16 protein-coding genes are annotated in these 22,128 nt (G+C 59.0%); 8 read left to right on the forward strand and 8 right to left on the reverse strand.

Annotated features, from left to right (window positions below; genetic code table 11):
- Positions 1–95: 95 nt before the first annotated feature.
- Positions 96–971, reverse strand: a complete 876-nt coding sequence (locus tag G5179_RS16790) for a flagellar protein MotY (protein ID WP_005337611.1) — start codon at positions 969–971, stop codon at positions 96–98.
- A 68-nt stretch (positions 972–1,039) separates the two neighbouring features.
- The gene (locus G5179_RS16795) at positions 1,040–3,013 is read right to left on the reverse strand and encodes a methyl-accepting chemotaxis protein (RefSeq protein ID WP_421223674.1); all 1,974 of its coding nucleotides are present in this window, start codon (positions 3,011–3,013) and stop codon (positions 1,040–1,042) included.
- Between the two features lie 292 nt (positions 3,014–3,305).
- On the opposite strand from G5179_RS16795, the gene G5179_RS16800 reads away from it, so the two are divergent.
- Entirely contained in the window at positions 3,306–4,223 is a 918-nt protein-coding gene (locus tag G5179_RS16800) for an autotransporter domain-containing protein (protein WP_227343024.1), read from the forward strand.
- A 106-nt stretch (positions 4,224–4,329) separates the two neighbouring features.
- Here the strand turns inward: G5179_RS16800 and katG are convergent, their stop codons facing one another.
- On the reverse strand, positions 4,330–6,516 hold the full coding sequence (gene katG / locus G5179_RS16805) for a catalase/peroxidase HPI (protein WP_421258761.1): 2,187 nt from the start codon (positions 6,514–6,516) through the stop codon (positions 4,330–4,332).
- A gap of 257 nt (positions 6,517–6,773) precedes the next feature.
- Between katG and G5179_RS16810 the strand changes: the two genes are divergently transcribed.
- Positions 6,774–7,646, forward strand: coding sequence for an NERD domain-containing protein (locus tag G5179_RS16810; RefSeq protein WP_421258762.1), 873 nt, complete (start codon positions 6,774–6,776; stop codon positions 7,644–7,646).
- Between the two features lie 65 nt (positions 7,647–7,711).
- Here G5179_RS16810 and G5179_RS16815 read toward each other — a convergent pair whose 3' ends face one another.
- From G5179_RS16815 to dapB, 4 genes are all read right to left on the reverse strand, one after another.
- Positions 7,712–8,863, reverse strand: coding sequence for a DUF1615 domain-containing protein (locus tag G5179_RS16815; protein WP_421258763.1), 1,152 nt, complete (start codon positions 8,861–8,863; stop codon positions 7,712–7,714).
- A gap of 296 nt (positions 8,864–9,159) precedes the next feature.
- Positions 9,160–12,384, reverse strand: coding sequence for a carbamoyl-phosphate synthase large subunit (gene carB / locus G5179_RS16820; protein ID WP_005337626.1), 3,225 nt, complete (start codon positions 12,382–12,384; stop codon positions 9,160–9,162).
- 20 nt (positions 12,385–12,404) lie between these two features.
- A complete protein-coding gene (gene carA / locus G5179_RS16825; RefSeq protein WP_201939045.1) occupies positions 12,405–13,541 on the reverse strand; it encodes a glutamine-hydrolyzing carbamoyl-phosphate synthase small subunit in 1,137 nt (378 codons plus the stop codon).
- 669 nt (positions 13,542–14,210) lie between these two features.
- Positions 14,211–15,023, reverse strand: coding sequence for a 4-hydroxy-tetrahydrodipicolinate reductase (gene dapB / locus G5179_RS16830; RefSeq protein WP_005347132.1), 813 nt, complete (start codon positions 15,021–15,023; stop codon positions 14,211–14,213).
- A gap of 333 nt (positions 15,024–15,356) precedes the next feature.
- On the opposite strand from dapB, the gene G5179_RS16835 reads away from it, so the two are divergent.
- From G5179_RS16835 to serA, 4 genes are all read left to right on the forward strand, one after another.
- On the forward strand, positions 15,357–16,691 hold the full coding sequence (locus G5179_RS16835) for a Na+/H+ antiporter NhaC family protein (protein WP_421258764.1): 1,335 nt from the start codon (positions 15,357–15,359) through the stop codon (positions 16,689–16,691).
- A gap of 315 nt (positions 16,692–17,006) precedes the next feature.
- Positions 17,007–17,603, forward strand: a complete 597-nt coding sequence (locus G5179_RS16840; RefSeq protein ID WP_005337635.1) for a 5-formyltetrahydrofolate cyclo-ligase — start codon at positions 17,007–17,009, stop codon at positions 17,601–17,603.
- 161 nt (positions 17,604–17,764) lie between these two features.
- Entirely contained in the window at positions 17,765–18,418 is a 654-nt protein-coding gene (rpiA, locus tag G5179_RS16845; RefSeq protein ID WP_005353106.1) for a ribose-5-phosphate isomerase RpiA, read from the forward strand.
- 324 nt (positions 18,419–18,742) lie between these two features.
- On the forward strand, positions 18,743–19,975 hold the full coding sequence (gene serA / locus G5179_RS16850; protein ID WP_005337639.1) for a phosphoglycerate dehydrogenase: 1,233 nt from the start codon (positions 18,743–18,745) through the stop codon (positions 19,973–19,975).
- Between the two features lie 81 nt (positions 19,976–20,056).
- On the opposite strand, the gene G5179_RS16855 is transcribed toward serA, so the two are convergent.
- On the reverse strand, positions 20,057–20,437 hold the full coding sequence (locus G5179_RS16855; protein WP_005337641.1) for a diacylglycerol kinase: 381 nt from the start codon (positions 20,435–20,437) through the stop codon (positions 20,057–20,059).
- 144 nt (positions 20,438–20,581) lie between these two features.
- On the opposite strand from G5179_RS16855, the gene G5179_RS16860 reads away from it, so the two are divergent.
- Positions 20,582–21,646, forward strand: coding sequence for a 3-deoxy-7-phosphoheptulonate synthase (locus G5179_RS16860; protein ID WP_216953269.1), 1,065 nt, complete (start codon positions 20,582–20,584; stop codon positions 21,644–21,646).
- Between the two features lie 6 nt (positions 21,647–21,652).
- The gene (gene aac(6') / locus G5179_RS16865; protein ID WP_421258765.1) at positions 21,653–22,111 is read left to right on the forward strand and encodes an aminoglycoside 6'-N-acetyltransferase; all 459 of its coding nucleotides are present in this window, start codon (positions 21,653–21,655) and stop codon (positions 22,109–22,111) included.
- Positions 22,112–22,128 lie beyond the last annotated feature (17 nt).

Here is a 22,128-nt window from a genome sequence, read left to right on the forward strand (position 1 = left end):
CCCGATGCGGTACATAGAGGGTTCTGAGTAGAAAAATGCTAGTTGAAAATGTGTAAACCTATTTCAGGACTAGACACTCTTTGCCGGGGACAGCACTAGATCTCGCCATTGCGCCCCATGCTGATCACCACCCGCCGGTTCTTGGCACGCCCCTGTTCGGTTTCGTTGGAGGCGACGTGCTGCTTCTCGCCATGCCCCTCCACCGAGATCTTGCCGGGATCGATCCCCAGATCGACAAACACCTTCTTGATGGCATCGGCCCGTTTCTCGGATAGCTTCAGGTTCGGCCAGCGGCCGCCATAGCTGTCGCTGTAGGCATCGATCACCACCACGTCGATGCTCTTGTCCGCCTTGATAAACTCGCTGATCATCGCCAGCCGCCGCTTGGAGGGGATGGAGAGCTGATCGCTGTTCTTGTCGTAGGTAAGCACGCTAAAGGCGATGTCGTTGAAGCTGTAGGGCAAGAGCCCGCTCAGGCAGTCGATAAAGGCCTGATATTTGACCCGAAAGTTAACCGACGAAAGCGATACTCGCACCGCACGGTTTTGGCGATACCAGTCCCGATACTGGAAAGTGGGCATTCGTCCCCCCTCCAGCTCATCGAGCATGGTCCAGGCGGTTTGCCCCTCCACCAGCCCATCGAACTGCTGATAGAAGCGCAGTTGACTCACTTCTCGCCCGGCAATCCCTGGGCGCCATACCGGCGGCATGATGCCAAGGCTCACCGTCTGGGTCTGGGCCTGTGGCCGCTTGCCCTTGAGCTCAAAGTCGAGGTTGATCTTGCGCCCGGCGCGGCTGACAAAGGCCCCCGTTCCCCAGTTGGGGATCGGGTGTTCGAGGCGACACTCAATCTGGGTATCGGAGGTCAAACGCCAGACGGATTGATCCAGACCGGCACCGAATTCGGTGACCCCAGCCTGTAACTGCATACTCACGGATATGCTGACCAACCCCAACACCCAAGCGTTCAATTGCTTGCCCTCCACACGATCTCACAAGGGGTATCGGCCAGGGAGGGACAAGCTTTAGCGCAAATGGATCAGTGGGGAGAGGCTCTCTCCAGCAACTTGAAGCTGGCAATTCGTCCAGCCAGCTCCCGTGCCAACTGATCCAGTTCGACACTATTCTGCTGCAGGGTGACCGAGTGCTGGCGATGGGCCTCGTACACTTCGCGGATGGTCATTACGTTGTGCTGGATATCGTCCGTTACGTAGCGCTGCTGCTCGGTTGCGGTAGCCACCTGTGCCGTCATGTCACTCACCTTGCGCACCTCATTGACGATGTCGGTCAGCTCGTGACCCGCCCGCTGCGCTTCACTGACACTGAGGCCCGCCTGCTCGCTGCCCGACTGCATGGCCACCACCGCCTGAAGGGCTCCAGCCCGCAAACGGGAGAGCATCTGTTCGATATCATCTGCCGCCTGCTGGGTACGGGCAGCCAGTGAACGAACCTCATCGGCGACCACGGCAAAGCCGCGCCCCGACTCACCGGCACGGGCTGCCTCAATGGCGGCATTGAGGGCCAACAGATTGGTGCGATCGGAGATCTGCTTGATGAGGTTGAGTGCCTCGACGGCGGACTCGGTATCCTGATGCAGGTTGTTGACCAACAGCCGGGTCTCGTCGAGGGTGCCAGCCACCTGCTCGATGGCGGCGATAGTCTGATCCACCTCCTTGTCCCCCTGCCGGGCACGGCCAATGGCCTGCTGGGTCGCCAGTGAGGTCTGAGTCGCATTGCGAGCAATTTCGGCCACCGTCGAAGCCATTTCCGTTGCGGCGGTGGCAACCAGTTCAACCTGACCGACGCCACGCACCACACCTTCATTCACTTCGGCAATCACCTCGCTGGAGTTGCTGGCACTACGGGTCAATATCTCACAGGAGCGGCGCACCTCCAGCAACAAGCCTTCCAGATGCTGCAGAAAGTGGTTGAGATCCCGCGCCAATGCCCCAAGCTCGTCACCCGATTGCCAGTTGACCCTCACCGTCAGATCATTGTCATTGACGAGCCGTGAAAAGGTGCGATGCAGAGCGACGAAGCCCAGATGCACATCCCGCAGCACCTTCCAACTGATGAGGGTAGTCAACAGCAGGCAGCACAGAACCGCCATAGCCCCCCACCAGAAGTTGCGCTGACTATCTCCCTGCATCTGCTCAACCCGTTCGAACAACTGCTGGAAGAGCTGATCTTCGCCCTGTTTGAGCTGGTCGATCTTCTCGGTGCTCACGGCAAACCAGCGCTCCGGATCGACGCCAAAGCTCCCCTCGGTCATCTTGCCCAGGGCGAGCTGCTCATATTTCGCGACCTCTGCCATCACCGGACTCTTCTCAATTTGCTCAAGCAGGCGTCGCTGCGGCTCGCTTGCCACGGCGCGAAAACGCTCCAGATAGCTCTGCTGGGCAGCGAGCAGGGACATAAATTGCTGCAAGGTAGCCGGGGTGAAACTCCCTTTGGCAAAGACATTGCTGAGGGTCGCCCGCTCCATCCCCATACGCTCCTTGTTTTGCAAAAATGCGGCGTAGGCATTGGTCTGCAAGGCAATAGCGGCATCCTGGCTACGCAGACTAATCTCATCCACGACCTTGAGCAGAGAAGCAATCAACTGGCTATAAAAGGCGACCTGACGCGGGGCCTCTATGGCCAGTTTGTCCACCTGATTGCGGATCCCCATCAACTCGCGCAAAGCCAGATCCACCTGCTCGTGGGCAACCCCCCTCTCCAACCCCTGAAAGCGATGAATGGCTTCATCAACCTGTTGCCGCTGACGTGGCAGGGCATCTGCAAATTTGCGCCCTTCAGAGCCGATAAACCCCGCCGACATGCCACGCTCCTTTTGCAGCTCGTGCACCAACTGGGCGCTGCGTTCGACCACAGCCAGCTGCTGCAGGGCTTGCGTCATCTCATGGGTCACCCGATATCTGTCGTATGCGTAGTGGCTGGCGAAAAACAGCAGCGCCAATAACGGCAGGCAAATTGCCAGCAACATCTTGCCGGCCAATCCGAGTCTGTTCATCCCGCACTCCTGTCATTTTTATCAACGCGTTGATTATATCCGGCCTGCTCGCTTATGCCGCTGACGACATCTGCCATTGGCCAGAACCATGAGCTGCATCAACCATTTTCTGTAGATGGCCACGCAGCCCCCCCATAGCCCAGCCCAATGGTCAGGTCGAGACAGCCAGAGAGAAACTCGCTACAGTAGATCAGGGCGACAGGAGGTCGCTTGTTTGGGGAATCCAGCCATGAAACACCCGCTCTGCCCGCTTTACCGTCTGGGTTGCGCCCTCTTCGCGGCGACCCTGCCCATGGCATCACTCGCGGCCAGTAACAACCTTGACGATCAGGAGGAGGACTGGGCGCAAAAACGGGCCAATGCGGTGATCTCGCTGATGACTTTCAGCGTGGTGCCGGACATCACCGCCAGCAACCTGGACATCGGCAGCAGCACTGGCCAATCTTCTGCGCTCAACATGGGGCAACTGGGAGGCGGCGCAACCCTGAGCGAAGCCGTGCCCATCTATCTGGAGGGGGCGCTGGGCTACAGCCGCTACGACCCCCAGTTTGTGATAAGCAATGGTACCGAGAGTCGCACCATACCGACCAAGTGGAATAGCCTGACCGCTTCGGGCGGGATCGGCTGGGATGTCACCCTTCACAAAGATCCGCGTGGCGGCCACTGGGTGCTGCGCCCCATAGCCAACGTCTCGCTCGGTACCATGGCCAGCGACCTGCGGATCGGCAACTGGCTGCTGGATCGTACCAAGGGCTACTCGCTGGACTTTCTCGATGGGGGTCAGCTCAATATGTACGGGCTGGGTGGCTCGCTGATGCTCGATTACGAACTCTTTTCACCGGCCCAGGACATAGATGCCGAACTGCGCTACTCCTATCAGCACCTGCAGAGCTTTGGCGGCACCTCGACCAGCGTCCGTGGTCACGCCGAGGCGGAGAACCTCGGCCTCTATCTGCGCCGCCGCGCCCCGCTGTTCCACTGGACCCTGCTCGACAGACCGGTGCGCTATGTACTGGAGGGGGCTCATACCGCATATCTGGGGGAGCAACGGGGGTTGCTTGGCTTTGACTCCCTCAACTCCATCGGCGCCGGTCTGGAGCTGGACAGCAGCAAGTACGACATCATTGTCACCCGTACCCGGCTGGTTGCCCGCTACATGTTCAGCCACAACACCAGCGGTTATTCCATCGGGCTGGCCATGAGCTTCTAACCCGGGCTGCCAGAGGGCCACCCTCCGAGTCGCATCATGCAGCTATCACCGCCACCATAAAAAACGCCAGCCTTGCGGCTGGCGTTCTCATTGGGGTTGAAGTGACTTATTTCAGATCGAAACGGTCATTGTTCATCACCTTGACCCAGGCCTTGACGAAGTCTCGGACGAACTTCTCCTTGCCATCTTGCTGGGCATAGACCTCGGCGTAGGCACGCAGCACCGAGTTGGAGCCAAACACCAGATCAACCCGGGTAGCAGTCCACTTCACCGCACCGCTCTGGCGATCCACGATCTGGTAACTGTTGCGGCCAGTCGGCTGCCAGCTATAGGCCATGTCGGTCAGGTTGACGAAGAAGTCGTTGCTGAGCACACCGACCCGGTCGGTAAAGACGCCGTGGGCCGACCCGCCATGGTTGGTGCCAAGCACCCGCATACCGCCGACCAGCACAGTCATCTCGCGGGCGGTAAGCCCCAGCAACTGGGCTCGGTCGAGCAGCATCTCCTCCGGCTGCACCTTGTAATGTCCCTTTTGCCAGTTGCGGAAACCGTCGTGCACCGGCTCGAGGAAGGCGAACGACTCGGCATCGGTCTGCTCGGCGCTGGCATCGCCGCGGCCCGGCGCAAAGGGAACGACGATATCAACGCCGGCCAGTTTGGCCGCCTGCTCTACCGCTGCACTGCCCCCCAGCACAATCAGGTCGGCGATGCTGACCGGCTTGCTCAGGGAGGCCTGCAGGGCGATCAGGGCGTTGAGCACCTTCTCGAGGCGAGCGGGCTCGTTGCCTTCCCACTCTTTCATCGGCGCGAGACGGATGCGAGCACCGTTGGCACCACCGCGATAATCGGAGCAGCGGAAGGTGCGGGCACTGTCCCATGCGGTGGCGATCAAATCGGCTGGCGCCACGCCGCAGGCCAGCAGTTTGGCCTTGATCTCACTCACCTCTTTGTCAGAGAGCTGGTAATCCACCGCCGGAACCGGATCCTGCCACACCATGACTTCGCTCGGCACTTCTGGCCCCAGATAGCGGCTGCGCGGCCCCATGTCGCGGTGGGTAAGCTTGAACCAGGCGCGGGCAAAGGCGTCGGAGAAGAGCGCTTGATCCGCGGCAAAGCGCTCGGAGATCTCCCGATAGACGGGGTCAAAACGCAGCGCCATGTCCGCATCGGTCATGATGGGGTTGCAGCGGATAGAGGGGTCTTCCACGTCCACCGGACGATCTTCCTCCTTGATGGCGACGGGCTCCCACTGCCAAGCACCGGCCTGGCTCTTCTTGAGCCACCAGTCGTGGCCCAGCAGCATCTTGAAGTAGCCGTTGTCCCAGCGGGTCGGGTTGCTGGTCCAGGCACCTTCGATCCCGCTGGTCACCGTATCACGGCCGATACCGCGGCTCTCGTGGTTGATCCAGCCAAGCCCCTGTTCGTGCACATCCGCCCCTTCGGGGGCTGGTCCCAGTTTGGCTGCGCTGCCGTTGCCGTGGGCCTTGCCGACGGTGTGGCCACCGGCGGTGAGGGCGACGGTCTCTTCGTCATTCATCCCCATACGGGCAAAGGTGACGCGCATGTCGTGGGCGGTTTTCAGGGGATCGGGATTGCCATCCACCCCTTCCGGGTTGACGTAAATCAGCCCCATCATCACCGCGGCCAGCGGGTTCTCCAGATCCCGTTCGCCGCTGTAACGGCTCCCTTCGCTACCGCTCGGTGCCAGCCACTCCTTCTCGGAACCCCAGTAGACATCTTTTTCCGGATGCCAGATATCCTCGCGGCCACCGGCAAAGCCGAAGGTCTTGAGCCCCATGGACTCATAGGCGACGTTGCCCGCCAGGATCATCAGGTCAGCCCAGGAAATCTTGTTGCCGTACTTCTGCTTGATCGGCCACAGCAGACGGCGTGCCTTGTCGAGGTTGCCGTTGTCAGGCCAACTGTTGAGGGGGGCGAAGCGCTGGTTGCCGGTGTTGGCACCGCCGCGTCCGTCGGTAGCGCGATAGCTGCCGGCGGAGTGCCAGGCCATGCGGATCATCAGGCCGCCATAGTGACCCCAGTCTGCCGGCCACCAGGGCTGGCTGTCGGTCATCAGGGCATGCAGATCGGCTTTGAGGGCATCGTAATCGAGGCTGTTGAAGGCATCGGCATAATCGAAAGTCTCATCCATCGGATTGGTCTTGCTGTCATGCTGGTGCAGGATGTCGAGGTTAAGGGCATTGGGCCACCAGACTTGATGCTCCTGGCTGGCAGAGGTATTGGCACCGTGGGCAAAGGGGCACTGACCGGCCCCGCTAGCGTGTTTGTCCATCTATCAGATCCTCATTGTGGTCATAATGACGGCGAAACCCTTCGCTTCGCAGTAGAGACTAGCCTACCCCCCACCAGTCACTTAAAAAACCGAATAAAAAAGTTCAATTCAATCTGGTTTTGCGATTGAACTATCTCGTCACCGGGTAACAAACAGAACAATGCAGGCGCTGGCAGAGTAGTAGTGGCATAGATCACACACGCTTGTTGAACCCACTGTTAACATGTTGCCATTGCACATCAGACGACAGCGTTGAAATGGACTTCACACCCGTTATTGCGATTCTACTGGGCCAGTTCTGGTATCTGCTGCCCCTGTTGTTGATTGCCACCCTGATCAAAACGCCCAGGTTCAAGGGGATGGTTGGGGAGGCATTTATCAACTTGGGCATCCGGCTTTTTCTCGACCAGCGGGAGTACCACCTGCTCAAGGATGTGACGCTGCCAACCCCGCAGGGCACTACCCAGATCGACCATGTGATCATCTCGCGCTTCGGGCTATTTGTGATCGAAACCAAGAACATCAAGGGGTGGATATTTGGCAATCCAGCCCACAAGAGCTGGACCCAGCAGCTCTATCGCCGCAGACATACCTTTCAAAATCCCCTGCGCCAAAACTATCTGCACCTGATGACGCTCAAATCCTTGCTGGGTCTTGCTGATCATCAGCTCCATTCGATTATCTACTTTATTGGCGACTGCACCTTTAAAACCCCCATGCCGGATAACGTGATGAACCGCGGGCTTATTCGCTATATCAAGAGTAAAACCACGCAGGTGTTGACCTCTGCCGAAGTCACCAGAGTGATCGACACCATCCAGCGGGGACGACTGGCCGCCAATTGGCAGACCCATAAACAGCATGTGGCGCAGTTGAAAGCCCGTCACAGCGAGGTTCCCCGCACGCATTTATCCGTAGCTACAATGCCTGTCGTCAATCAGGTGGTGAACGCCGCGCCAACCATCACCGAATCGCTCACCCAAGCAAATCCACTATGCCCCAGATGCGGCAACCCGATGGTATTGCGTACCGCCAAACGGGGGGATAACCGAGGCAATCGGTTTTGGGGATGCAGTGGATACCCCAAATGCAGATTCATTGTAAATCTCACAGGGAACAGCAAGGCATGAACTGCCACACAAGGGGAAACTCACTCTGACATCAAGGGCGGCCAATTGGCCGCCCTTGATGTTTCTTAGCGAATCGTCGCCATCTGCCGCACGCAGCGCTGTTCTCGGTCATCCACCCGCTTGGCAAACCAGGCGGTGGTGAGGTTGCGGGTAATTTTTGGGCTCTTTAGCTGTATGCCGGGCAGGATGGCGCGGGGCAGTCGCTTGCCCGCTTGCTTGTCGGCCAAGGTAAAGATGCGATGGTATAGATCGGTCTCGGCAAATTCGGCGGAATCCCCTTTGCGCAGGCTCTGGTGGATCGCTTGCTTGCTCATATTGACCCGGTTGGCGAGGGTGTAGACGGCAAGCTCGGTGTTGCCCGGCAGATCCGAGTCATAGCGGATCAGATCCCCGTCCAGCGCCAGAGTTTTGCCACTCAAACGGCTGACGGCGGCCTGAAAGGCGGCATTGCGACTGGCGTACCAGCCGGCGTTGAAGTCGGCAAAGCGGTAGAGGGTATCCGGGTAGTCGGCGGGATAACCGAAGATATGTTTGGTGCCAAACCAGATGCCGCCGCGACGGGTAAAGACTTCGTGGCGGATGGAATCCTTGATTGGATAGGGGTAGCCACGGGCGTTGGCCTCGGCAAAGGCGATGCTCACCTGCATCGGGCCACCGGTATGCACCGGGTTGAGGTTGCCAAACAGCGTCTTGCCCATCGGCAGCATGCTGATCATGTCTTCGAAGATTTCACTCATCTCCCGCTCGGTACGCAACTTGTCGATCCGCTCGGCGTAGCTCTTGCCGGTGGGCGAGTTGATGGAGAGCGCGGCCCGCACCATAAATTCGGGGATCAGCAGCTTGGCTGCCCGTGAGTTGATCTCTTTCCAGGCGATCTTGCCAAGGCCCGGCACTACAGGGTCTGCCTGATAAGTGGCTTCCTGCTCCGCCACCGCCAGCACGCTACAGACGTTGTGATCATTGACCGTCACCCCCTGGGTGGTGAGCGCCGTCACCACGTCGTTAGCCCACCCCTGTTTGTCAGGCACCTGACGGGGCAAGAAGCGCACGATGCGGCTCTTCATATCCGCCGGTTTGCGCGGCTGCATGGCAGGCGGCGTTTTGGGGTTGCTCACGCTCGCCTCTTTGGCGGGCGCGGAGGCGGGATCACTGGCACAACCGGCCAGCAACAAGGCAGAGCAGAAGGCAAGAAGACGACAGGAAGGCAAAGCGGTCATAAGCATGTCCATTTTTTGTAGGCCCTACAGGCAGCGCCGCTGGCACTGCACTGACAAGCAAAGTGGGGCCATTGTAGAGGATTGCCTGCTGCAGTTGAAACCCGCGCTCGCAGCATCCCCTCCCCTTGCCAGCTTTTACCACCCCACGCGCCATCCGTTGTCTGCGATGCGGAACTCATGACCTTCCTCAATGGCTCACCCGAGCCGAACGGTGAGCGTCAGATAAAAAGAAACCCCCGCCATCGCTGGCGGGGGTTGGTCGTCTGGCAAGTCGGGCTGATGCCCGCTGCAAACTCTTAGCGGTTTTTCACCTTCTGGTGCAGCTCCTGCACCGAGTTGACGTTGGCGGTGGCATCCACGCTGATGGCCATGCAGGTGGCAAACGCCTCATTCATGGTGGTGGTATACGCCACCTTGTTCTGCAAGGCGGCGCGACGCAGTTGCTTGGAGTCCTGGATCGCCACCCGCCCTTCGGCGGTGTTGACGATGTAGGTGTACTCACCATTTTTGATACGGTCGAGAATGTGCGGGCGACCTTCGTGCACCTTGTTGACCAGGCGCGGGTTGATGCTCGCTTCACCCAGCGCGACCGCGGTGCCGTGAGTGGCATCAAGCTCGTAGCCCAGCTCCAGCAGCTTGGCGGCCAAGTCGACCACCTGTGCCTTGTCGCTGTGACGCACTGACAAGAGGGCACGACCCTCTTTCGGTACGGCGTGGTTGGCACCCAACTGCGCCTTGGCATAGGCCTCGGCAAAGCTGCTGCCCACACCCATTACCTCACCGGTAGAGCGCATCTCTGGCCCCAGCAGCGGGTCAACCCCCGGGAACTTGGCGAACGGCAGTACCACCTCTTTCACCGAGTAGTAGGGTGGGATGATCTCTTTGGTGAAGCCCTGTTCTTGCAGCGACTGACCGGCCATCACACGAGCGGCAATCTTGGCCAGCGGAGCACCGGTCGCCTTGGAGACAAACGGCACGGTACGGGCGGCACGCGGGTTCACCTCGATGAGGTAGATGTCATCGCCCTTGACCGCGAACTGCACGTTCATCAGGCCGATAACGCCGAGCTCCAGCGCCAGCTTGCGCACCTGCTCGCGGATCTCGTCCTGAATCTTCTTGGACAAGGTATAGGGAGGCAGGGAGCAACCGGAGTCACCGGAGTGAATACCGGCCTGCTCGATGTGCTCCATGATGCCGCCGATGACTACATCGGTGCCGTCGCAGATGGCATCCACGTCCAGCTCGGTGGCATCGTCCAGGAAGCGGTCCAGCAGTACCGGCGATTCGTTGGAGACGCTTACCGCCTCGGCGAAGTAGCGACGCAGATCCTGCTCGTCATAGACGATTTCCATGGCGCGGCCACCCAATACGTAGGAGGGGCGAACCACCAGCGGGTAGGTGATACGCTCGGCCAGCAGCACCGCCTGCTCCAGCGCGGTGACGGTGCCGTTTTCCGGCTGCTTGAGGCCAAGGCGCTCGACAGCAGACTGGAAGCGCTCGCGGTCTTCGGCGCGGTCGATGGCATCCGGGCTGGTACCGATAATCGGCACGCCGTTGGCTTCCAGTGCACGGGCCAGTTTCAGCGGGGTCTGGCCACCGTACTGAACGATGACGCCCTTGGGTTTTTCGATGCGCACGATTTCCAGCACATCTTCCAGAGTCACCGGCTCGAAGTAGAGACGATCCGAGGTGTCGTAATCGGTGGAGACGGTCTCCGGGTTGCAGTTGACCATGATGGTCTCGTAACCATCTTCGCGCAGGGCCAGCGCCGCATGCACGCAGCAGTAGTCGAACTCGATACCCTGACCGATACGGTTCGGGCCGCCGCCGATGATCATGATCTTGTCGCGGTTGCTCGGGGCCGCTTCGCACTCCTCGTCATAGCTGGAGTACATGTAGGCGGTATTGGTGGCGAACTCGGCGGCGCAGGTATCGACCCGCTTGTAGACCGGGAAGATGTTGTGGCGGGCGCGCAGTTTGCGCACTTCCCCTTCGGCCACGCCGAGGATCTTGGCCAGACGGGCATCGGCAAAGCCTTTGCGCTTGAGGGCGCGCAGGAAATCGGCATCCAGACCCGCCATGCCGCGCTCTTTCACCTCTTCTTCCAGCTTCACCAAGTCTTCAATCTGTACCAGGAACCAGGGGTCAATCTTGGTCAGCTTGAAGATGCCATCCATGGAGAGACCGGCGCGGAACGCATCGGCGATATAGAAGATACGGTCGCTACCGGCATCCTGCAGCTCGTGACGGATGCGGGTCAGGGAGTCCGGGGCATTGAGGTCAACCATGGGGTCGAAGCCGGTTTTGCCAGTTTCGAGGCTGCGCAGCGCCTTGTGCAGGGACTCCTGGAAGTTGCGGCCGATGGCCATCACTTCACCGACCGACTTCATCTGGGTCGTCAGACGATCGTTGGCACCGGCGAATTTTTCGAAGTTGAAGCGCGGCACCTTGGTGACCACGTAGTCGATGGCCGGCTCGAAGGAGGCCGGAGTGCGACCGCCGGTGATGTCGTTCATCAGCTCGTCGAGGGTGTAACCGATGGCGAGCTTGGCAGCGATCTTGGCGATGGGGAAACCGGTCGCCTTGGAGGCCAGCGCGGAGGAGCGCGACACCCGCGGGTTCATCTCGATGATGACCATGCGACCATCTTTCGGGTTGATACCGAACTGGACGTTGGAGCCGCCGGTCTCGACGCCGATCTCGCGCAGCACCGCCATGGAAGCGTTGCGCATCAGCTGGTACTCCTTGTCGGTCAGCGTCTGGGCTGGCGCGACCGTGATGGAGTCACCGGTGTGGATACCCATGGGGTCGAAGTTTTCGATGGCGCAGACGATGATGCAGTTGTCGTTGCGATCCCGCACCACTTCCATCTCGTACTCTTTCCAGCCGATCAGCGACTCGTCGATGAGCAGCTCTTTGGTCGGCGACAAGTCCAGACCGCGCTCGCAGATCTCGACGAACTCTTCGGTGTTGTAGGCGATGCCGCCACCGGAGCCGCCCATGGTAAAAGAGGGACGGATGATGCAGGGGAAGCCGACCATCTGCTGCACGCCCCACGCCTCTTCCATGTTGTGGGCGATACCGGCACGCGGGCACTCCAGGCCAATGCTGCGCATCGCCTTGTCAAAACGGGAGCGGTCTTCGGCCTTGTCGATGGCGTCGGCGGTGGCACCGATCATCTCGACACCGAACTCGGCCAGCACGCCATGCTTCTCCAGTGCCAGTGCGCAGTTAAGCGCAGTCTGGCCGCCCATGGTGGGCAGGATGGCGTCCGGGCGCTCTTTCTTGATGATTTCGCGCACCACTTCCCAGGTGATGGGCTCGATGTAGGTGGCGTCTGCCATCTCCGGGTCGGTCATGATGGTGGCCGGGTTGGAGTTGACCAGAATGACGCGGTAGCCCTCCTCGCGCAGGGCTTTGCACGCCTGGGCGCCGGAGTAGTCAAATTCGCAGGCTTGGCCAATGACGATGGGGCCGGCGCCGAGGATCAGGATGCTCTGAAGGTCATTACGTTTTGGCATGAAACTCTTTCCTCTATTTCTTAGGCGCGATACTGCTTAATCAATTCAATAAAGTGGTCAAAAAGACCGGCACAGTCGTGCGGGCCCGGGCTCGCTTCGGGGTGCCCCTGGAAGCTGAAGGCCGGACGGTCGGTGCGATGGATACCTTGCAGGGAACCATCGAACAGGGAGACGTGGGTGGCGCGCAGGCAATCCGGCAGGCTGTTCTCGTCTACCGCAAAGCCGTGGTTCTGGGCGGTGATCATGACAGTGTTGTCATCGAGGCTCTTCACCGGATGGTTGGCGCCGTGGTGGCCAAACTTCATCTTGACGGTCTTGGCACCGGAGGCCAGACCCAGCAGCTGGTGACCCAGACAGATGCCGAATACCGGCGTGTTGGTATTAAGGAAAGCATTGATGGCCTCGATGGCGTAGTCGCACGGCTCGGGGTCGCCGGGGCCGTTGGAGAGGAAGATGCCATCCGGGTTCATCGCCAGTACCTCGGCGGCCGGGGTCTTGGCAGGCACCACGGTCAGGCGGCAGCCACGGTCAACCAGCATCCGCAGGATGTTGCGCTTGACGCCAAAGTCATAGGCTACCACGTGGTATTTCAGCTGGTCGGCATCCGGGGTGACATGCCCCTTGCCAAGCTGCCAGCTCCCTTCGGTCCAGTTGTACGCTTCACCAACCGTCACCTCTTTGGCCAGATCCATCCCCTTCAGACCGGGGAAGGCGCGGGCCTGTTCGAGGGCATAGGCTTCATCGACCTGTTTCCCGGCCAGAATGCAGCCAGCCTGAGCGCCTTTCTCGCGCAGGATGCGGGTCAGTTTACGGGTGTCGATGTCGGCGATGCCAACGATGTTGTGAGACTTGAGGTATTCGGAGAGGGATTGCTGATTGCGGAAATTGGAGGCAAGTATCGGAAGGTCCCGGATGATCAATCCCTGAGCATGGATCTGACTGGACTCTTCATCTTCGCTGTTGGTGCCGGTGTTGCCTATATGGGGGTAAGTGAGGGTGACGATCTGACGGGAATAAGAGGGATCGGTGAGGATTTCCTGATAGCCCGTCATCGACGTATTGAAAACCACTTCACCAACGGAACATCCCTCGGCGCCTATCGACACGCCTTTGAACACAGTTCCATCTTCCAGCACTAGCAATGCAGTGTGATTCAAGACAACCTCCAGTTATTTAGCTTTAAATTCAGCAATTTACCTGGGTGTTGCGGGCTCGGTTCCGGTCTTGGACAGGACTCGAACCCGGCAGATTTCTGGCAAATTGGGCGCATTCTACTTAAAAAAAGTGGCATTTCAACGTCTTTTCTCAGACGAAATGCATCTAAATTCAATAAAAAAGCAACATTACCCATTATCTATGCACTTAATCGCTTTGCAACCCCCTCCCGTGAAAGAAAAGGAAAAACCACCACCAAAAGATGACACCAAGCCAGCAATAGCGACAAAAACAAACAAAAAAACCAATTAAAACAATGGCATTTATTTTTACACAAAAAACATTAATGACAAATTTAACGCTTTTAAGATGACAAGAGTGAACATGAAAAACGGAAAACGTTTTTCTGCATTTGAATTTTTAGTCTTTTCCAGTCCGTGTAAAAAAATGGCTTTATCAGCCATAAAGATGCTCAAATCTGTTACCTGGTGATGACATTCAGGAAGGGAAAATCTGGCGGATAACGCAATAGTGTGATTTATAAGGAGTTCAGTTAAAAATTGCAGGCAGCGTGTCTTTTTACACAAAATCTGGCTGACTGACAGCAAAAACCCCGGCAAGCCGGGGTTTTTCACTGGGTAGCTGTAGTACGAGAGTGCCGCTCAGAGGCATCACTTGAGATTGAGCACATCCTGCATGTCATAAAGACCGGCCCCCTGCTGACCAAGCCACTTGCCCGCCCGCACAGCACCGTTGGCGAAGGTCAGGCGGCTGGAGGCCTTGTGGCTGATCTCCACCCGCTCGCCGATATCGGCAAACATGACGGTATGCTCCCCCACCAGATCGCCGGCGCGAATGGTGGCAAAGCCGATAGTGTTGCGATCCCGCTCGCCAGTGATCCCCTCGCGACCATAGACTGCGCACTCCTTGAGATCCCGGCCCAGCGTTTTGGCGACCACTTCCCCCATGGAGAGGGCAGTACCGGATGGCGCATCCACCTTGTGGCGATGGTGGCCTTCGATGATCTCGATGTCGGTATAATCCCCCATCACCTTGGCGGCCTGCTCCAGCAGCTTGAACACCAGGTTGACCCCGACCGAGTAGTTGGAGGCGAACACGATACCAATCTGCTTGCCCGCCTCTTTCAGGGCGGCCTTGCCTGCATCGTCAAAACCGGTGGTGCCGATCACCATCTGCTTGTGGTGGGCCAGCGCAAAGGCCAGATTGGCCAGGGTCACCTCGGGGCGGGTGAAGTCGATGATGAGATCAAACTCGTCACGCACCTTGTCCAAACTGTCGCTGATGGCCACACCCAGATGGCCCAGCCCATTGAGCTCACCGGCATCGAGACCGATCACCGCCGAGCCCGGCCGTTCCAGCGCAGCACCAACCACCACGCCATCGGTGTTGGTGATGGCCTCCAGCAGCACCTTGCCCATACGACCATTACAGCCCATCACGGCCACACGGATCGGATTGTCCATCTCCACCCTCTCATCTCTTTTAATTATGGAAAGAGACCGTTTTACCAGCCTGTGCCAGCTTTGAAAAGCCCACAGTGAGCCAGCAGAGACAACCGACAAATAAACGAAATATTTAATTTAATCCGAACATTTAACGGATTTAGTCAGAGTGACAAAATCGAAAGATAAAAACACCTATCCATCTGGACGTCTATCTTGACCTTGTGGGGTTGACTCACTACTGTGGGCACCCCAATGCGGCAGGATGCCCGCCCTGTTTTCCCCCTATCCCTATCCGATACAGGTACAAAGCAGTTCATGACAGGAGGTCATTGTTCAATTTCAGAGGAACACATGATCCAGACTCAACCCAGTGCCAGGGCCTTGCTGCCACTTCTGGTTTTTCTCGCACTCTTTATCGGTACCGGTACCTGGCTGACCCTGCAGGGGGTCGAGTTCGCTTTCTATCAGCTGCCCGCTCCGGTTGCTGCCTTGCCTGCGGTGATGCTGGCCCTGCTGCTTGGCAAAGAGAGCTTCAACAGCAATCTGGAGACCTTCTTCAAGGGGGTTGGCCACAGCAATATCATGGCGATGTGCCTTATCTATCTGCTGGCGGGCGCCTTTGCCAGCGTGGCCAAGGCCACCGGCGGGGTTGATGCTACTGTGGCGCTGGGCCTGTCGCTCATCCCTGGCTGGGCGCTGTTGCCCGGACTGTTCCTCATCTCTGCCTTTATTGCTACCGCCATGGGCACCTCCATGGGCACCATAGGTGCCGTGGCCCCCGTGGCGCTGGGCGTGGCGCAGGCGGCCGGTATCGATCCGGTGCTGATGGCAGGTACCATTCTCTCCGGCGCCATGTTTGGCGATAACCTCTCCATCATCTCCGACACCACCATAGCGGCCACCCGCAGTCAGGGGTGTGAGATGAAGGACAAGTTCCGCGAGAACTTCAAGATTGCAGCCCCTGCTGCCATCGCGGTGATCCTGCTCTATCTGACCCTGGGGTCAGTGGGTGAATCCCCTGCCAACGGCAGCGCCATCGAGTTGTTCAAGGTGATGCCTTATCTGCTGATCCTGGGGCTGGCGCTCGCCGGGGTGAATGTGTTTGTGGTGTTGGGGATCGGTATTCTGGCCGCCGGAGTGGTGGGCATGATCAACGGCTACGCCATCGGTCAGTTCAGCAAGGATATCTATCAGGGCTTTACCGGCATGCAGGAGATCTTCCTGCTCTCCATGCTCATCGGAGGCCTCGGCGCCCTGATGGATCGTCAGGGTGGACTGGCCTGGATCAGCGAGCGCATCAGCGCCCTGATTGCCCGTTTCACTCGCGAGCACAATGGTGAACAGAACGAGAAAGCCGCCGAGCTCGGCATCGCCGGGGTGGTGAGCCTCACCAACCTCTGCACCGCCAACAACACGGTGGCTATTATCGTCGCCAGCAAGGTAGCCCGGGATCTGGCCGAACACCACGGTGTCACCCCGCGCCGAGCCGCCTCCATGCTGGATATCTTCTCCTGCGTGGTACAGGGTCTGATCCCCTGGGGCGCACAGGCGCTGCTGCTGGGATCCATCTTCGCCCTGTCGCCGTTGGCGGTGGTGAGCATGAGTTTCTACCCGATGGCACTCGCGGTAGCGGCACTCATTGCAGTGTTTGTGAAGCACCAGATGCGCGGCAAGGCTGACAAGTAACAGGATAACGTCCATGCGTTTCTACACAGGATTAGCGCTCGCGGTAGCGGCACTGATTGCCGTGTTCGTGAAGCACCAGATGCGCGGCAAAGCTGACAAGTAACAGACCAGAGGCTGGCGCGCCGACATGCCATCAACAGGGGCCACACCCTGGCCCTTGTTGACTCACTAACGGATCAGCCAGCATTTACCCCACCGTTCCGGGCATCAGCCGTCCGGGGCGGGAGTTCCCCTGTCCCCCTTAACGTCAAGAGTGAATGTGCTAAGGTAGAGCACGTTCAAGCCATCGATGCGCAGCTATACCAGAGGTTCCCCATGCATGAGTCCCAACCCGAACGTCAATCCCTGCGCCAACTGGTTCGTCAACGCCGCAAAAATCTGAGTCCGGCCGAGCAGCAGGCGGCGGCCCAACAGCTGCTGGCCCAGTTCAAGCAACACCCCGAGATCCTCGCAGCCAAACGCATTGCCCTCTATCTGGCCAATGATGGGGAGATCAACCCCTTGCCCACCATCCATTGGCTGTGGGCCCAGCACAAAGAGGTCTACCTGCCGGTGCTCCACCCCTTTACCCCGGGTCACCTGCTCTTTTTGCGCTATACCGCCACCAGCCCCATGGTGCGCAACCGCTACGGCATCGAAGAGCCCGAGCTGGATATCCTGCAGGTGGTGCCCCACAGCACGCTCGATCTTATCTGCACCCCGCTGGTCGCCTTCGATGCCCAGGGCAATCGCCTTGGCATGGGGGGCGGCTACTACGATCGCACTCTCGCCATCTGGCATGAGCACAAGCTGGGCCCCAAGCCACTCGGCATTGCCCACGACTGCCAGCAGGTAGATGCCGTCCCGCAAGAGGAGTGGGATGTGCCGCTGCCCCAGATCATCACCCCGAGCCACTGCTGGCGCTTTGAATAGGCTGTTTTTGGCCGGCAGCCCCGGCTTTGTGCGCGCAAACGCAGAATAAACAGGCAAACGATTTACAAAGTCCCTCTTTTTGCCCAGGAACGTGAGCAACAAGGTCGCGACGGGGTACCGGGTTGGATATAATGCGCCCGCTTTTTTCTTAAGGAACGATCATGACTCAAGATGAAATGAAGAAGGCGGCCGGTTGGGCTGCGCTCAAGTATGTGGTTCCCGGCACCATCGTCGGGGTGGGCACCGGCTCTACCGTCAACCACTTTATCGACGCGCTGGCGACCATGAAGGACGAGATCAAGGGGGCGGTATCCAGCTCCGTGGCCTCTACCGAGCGCCTCAAGGGCTTCGGCATCACCGTATATGATCTCAACGAGATCGACGCCCTCTCCGTCTATGTGGATGGCGCCGACGAGATCAACGCAACCCGCGACATGATCAAGGGCGGTGGCGCAGCCCTGACCCGCGAGAAGATCGTTGCCGCCGTCGCTGACAAGTTCATCTGCATCATCGACAACACCAAGACCGTCGACGTGCTGGGCCAGTTCCCGCTGCCGGTGGAAGTGATCCCGATGGCCCGCGAATACGTGGCCCGCGAAATTCGCAAACTGGGTGGCAACCCGGTGTGGCGTGAAGGCGTGGTCACCGACAACGGCAACCACATTCTGGATGTGAAAGGCATGGCCATTACCGACGCCAAGGCGCTGGAAGTACGACTGAACGCCATTGTTGGTGTGGTCACCAACGGCCTGTTCGCCGCCCGCGGCGCAGACGTGGTCCTGATCGGTACGCCGGACGGCGTGATTACCCAGTAATCCCGACACCGGCAGCACAGTGCAGCGGCATCCTCCCTCGCCCGCCAACGCCATTGTGCCAGCCCTGACACAGCAGCGGTGTTGATTGAGCCCCGGGATGGGATATGACCCAAACATTGCACTGTGAATAAATGGCGGCGCCTGATGGCGCCGTTTTTATTTATCCCTCAACAAGTTGCATACGGATGTTTACAACATTCGTTGATAACTTCAAAGAATTTGACTTTCGTCACAAATATTCCCTCTCCCAAACGTTTTTGCTACTTTACGGTTTTCTTCGCACACCAAATCTGCACTTACGTTTGCACATACAGAGGGATCGTCATGACTGCCAAGTTTTCGTTGGACAAGGATAAAATCAAGGTTCTGCTGCTGGAGGGGGTTCACCCCAACACCGTAGAGACCTTTCGTGCCGCAGGTTACACCAGTGTAGAGTATCTCAAGACCTCGCTCTCCGAAGAGGAGCTGATCGAGCAGATCCGCGACGTCCATTTCATCGGGCTGCGCTCCCGCACCCAGATCACCGAGAAAGTGCTCGACGCCGCCAACAAACTGGTCGCCATCGGCTGCTTCTGCATCGGTACCAACCAGGTCGAGCTGGAAGCGGCCCAGATCCGCGGTATTCCGGTCTTCAACGCCCCCTTCTCCAACACCCGTTCGGTCGCCGAGCTGGTACTGGGCGAGATCCTGCTGCTACTGCGCGGCATCCCCGAGAAGAACGCCAAGTGCCATCGCGGCGTGTGGGAAAAACTGGCCAACCGCTCGGTGGAAGCGCGCGGCAAGAAGCTCGGCATCATCGGCTACGGCCACATCGGTACCCAGCTTGGCATCATCGCCGAGAGCATCGGCATGAAGGTTTATTACTACGATATCGAGAACAAGCTCTCGCTGGGCAACGCCATCCAGGTACCAAGCATGGTCGAGCTGCTGAATATGTCTGACGTCATCAGCCTGCACGTACCGGAGACCGCCTCCACCAAAAACATGATCGGTGCCGAGCAGCTGCGGATGATGAAACCGGGCGCCATCTTCATCAACGCCGCCCGCGGTACCGTGGTGGATATCGATGCGCTGGCTGACGTCATCAAGAGCGGCCATATCGCCGGCGCCGCCATCGACGTCTTCCCGGTCGAGCCCAAGTCCAATGACGAAGAGTTCCAAAGCCCGCTGCGTGGGCTGGAGAACGTGATCCTGACCCCGCACATCGGTGGCACCACCCATGAAGCGCAGGAGAACATCGGGCTGGAAGTGGCCAACAAGCTGGTCAAATACTCCGACAACGGCTCCACCCTCTCCGCCGTCAACTTCCCGGAAGTGTCGCTGCCGGGCCACAAGGGCTCCAGCCGCCTGCTGCACATTCACCGCAACCAGCCGGGCGTGATGAACCAGATCAACCAGATCTTCGCCGAAGAGGGGATCAACATCGCCGGTCAATACCTGCAGACCAGCAGCCATATCGGTTACGTGGTGATCGACGTGGAGACCGAGCACAGCGAGAAGGCGCTCGCCAAGCTCAAGGAGATCAACGGCACCATCCGTGCCCGCATCCTCCACTGATAGACCCTTATCTGCGCAGCAAAAAGCCCGTCGTGATGACGGGCTTTTGTATAAAGCAGAACCTCAAAGCAGCGTGATGGCTTACCACCACCCCAACAGGTTGCGGCCCACCAGCGCGCCCCACACCAGGGCATTGAGGGCCAACGCGATAAAGACGGCGGCGGAGCCCAAATCCTTGGCGCGACCAGAGAGCTCATGATGCTCGGAGCCAACCCTGTCTACCACAGCTTCAATGGCGGAGTTGAGGATCTCGACGATCACCACCAGCCAGCTGATGACGATAAGCAGCAGGATCTGGTTGAGAGAATCCCCCAGCCAGAAGGCAAGTGGCATCAGCAACAGGATCAGCATCAGCTCCTGCCGAAAAGCCGCCTCGTTAATCCAGGCTGACTTGAGCCCCTTCATGCTGTAACCGGTTGCGTTGATGATGCGGGTGACCCCGGTTGCCCCTGGCTTTGCCACGCTAACTACCTCATTTGGAATCGATTTTGGCCTCACATCCTATCAGAGCCCCCCAAGGTTTCAATCAGGGGACTTTTGCTTTATTTTATCTCTTTGCTTTTTCGCCCCTTGCGGCTGACACCACCCACTCGAGACTTGAGTTGTATGTCCATTCACACAGATGAATTGCGCACCCGTCGCCTGGAGTCACTGATCACTCCGAGCGAGCTTGCACACGCGTTTCCGATCACCGATACCATTGCCCAGAATCTGCTGGATGCCCGTCGCGAAGTGGAAGCCATTCTGGCCGGAGACGATCAGCGCCTGCTGGTCATTGTCGGCCCCTGCTCTATCCATGATCCCGCTGCTGCTCGCGAGTATGCCCAGCGCCTCAACGCCCTGCGCGAGCAGTATAAAGAGAGCCTCTGCATCGTGATGCGCACCTATTTCGAGAAACCACGCACCATCGTCGGCTGGAAGGGACTGATCAACGATCCGCGCCTCGATGGCAGCTTCGATGTCAACGAAGGGCTGAAACTGGCGCGCAAACTGCTGGTCGACATCAACGAGATCGGCATGCCCACCGCCACCGAATTCCTCGATATGGTGACCGGCCAGTATATTGCCGACCTCATCACCTGGGGCGCCATCGGCGCACGCACCACCGAATCCCAGGTACACCGCGAGATGGCTTCGGCCCTCTCCTGCCCGGTTGGCTTCAAGAACGGCACCGACGGCAATACCCGCATCGCCATCGATGCGGTGCGCGCCGCCCGTCACAGCCACATCTTCTATTCGCCGGACAAGGACGGCAAGATGACCATCTACCGCACCGCCGGTAACCCCTTTGGTCATGTGATCCTGCGTGGCGGCCACCGACCCAACTACGACACCGCCAGTGTCGATGAAGCGTGCGAGGCGCTGGCCGATGTGGGCCTGCCGGAGCGGCTGGTGGTCGATTTCAGCCACGGCAACAGCATGAAGGATCACCGTCGCCAGCTGCTGGTCGCGCAAGATATCTGCGATCAGCTGCGCCGCGGCCGCACCGGCATCGCCGGTATCATGGCCGAGAGCTTCCTGGTGGAAGGGCGTCAGGATGTGGAGAACGGCTGCGCCGCCACCTTTGGCCAGAGCATCACCGATGCCTGCCTGTCATGGAGCGACACCGAAACCCTGCTGGCGATGCTGGCAGAGGCTGCGCAGGTGCGCCTTGCCAAGCGGCAAGCCTGAGCCCCGATGACAAATATCGGCTGGCAGATAGTCCCCCTCGATGAGACGCTGCTGGCGCAGTGGGCAACCCTGCGCCAGCAGCTGTGGCCGCATCACGCACTTTCGGCCCACCTGCAGGAAGGGGTTGAGATGTTGGCCAATGCACATCTCAACGCCTTTCTGGCGCTGGATGAGCAGAGTCAGGCGGTAGGCTTTGCCGATGCAGCCCTGCGCCACGATTACGTGAATGGCTGCAACAGCAGCCCTGTGATGTATCTGGAAGGGGTCTATGTGCAACCGGCCTCGCGCCAGCGTGGGGTGGCCCAAGCCTTGATCGCTCAGGTGGGGCAGTGGGGCCGCGAGCTGGGTTGCCGGGAACTGGCCTCCGATGCCGCCATCGACAATCTTGCCTCGCAGCAGATGCACCAGCGACTCGGCTTTGCCGAAACGGAGCGAGTCGTATTCTTCAAAAAGGCCCTCGGCTGACGCCAAGGGCCTTTCTT

The organism is Aeromonas sp. 600886 (genome assembly GCF_049174935.1).
Taxonomy (GTDB): Bacteria; Pseudomonadota; Gammaproteobacteria; order Enterobacterales; family Aeromonadaceae; genus Aeromonas; species Aeromonas veronii_A.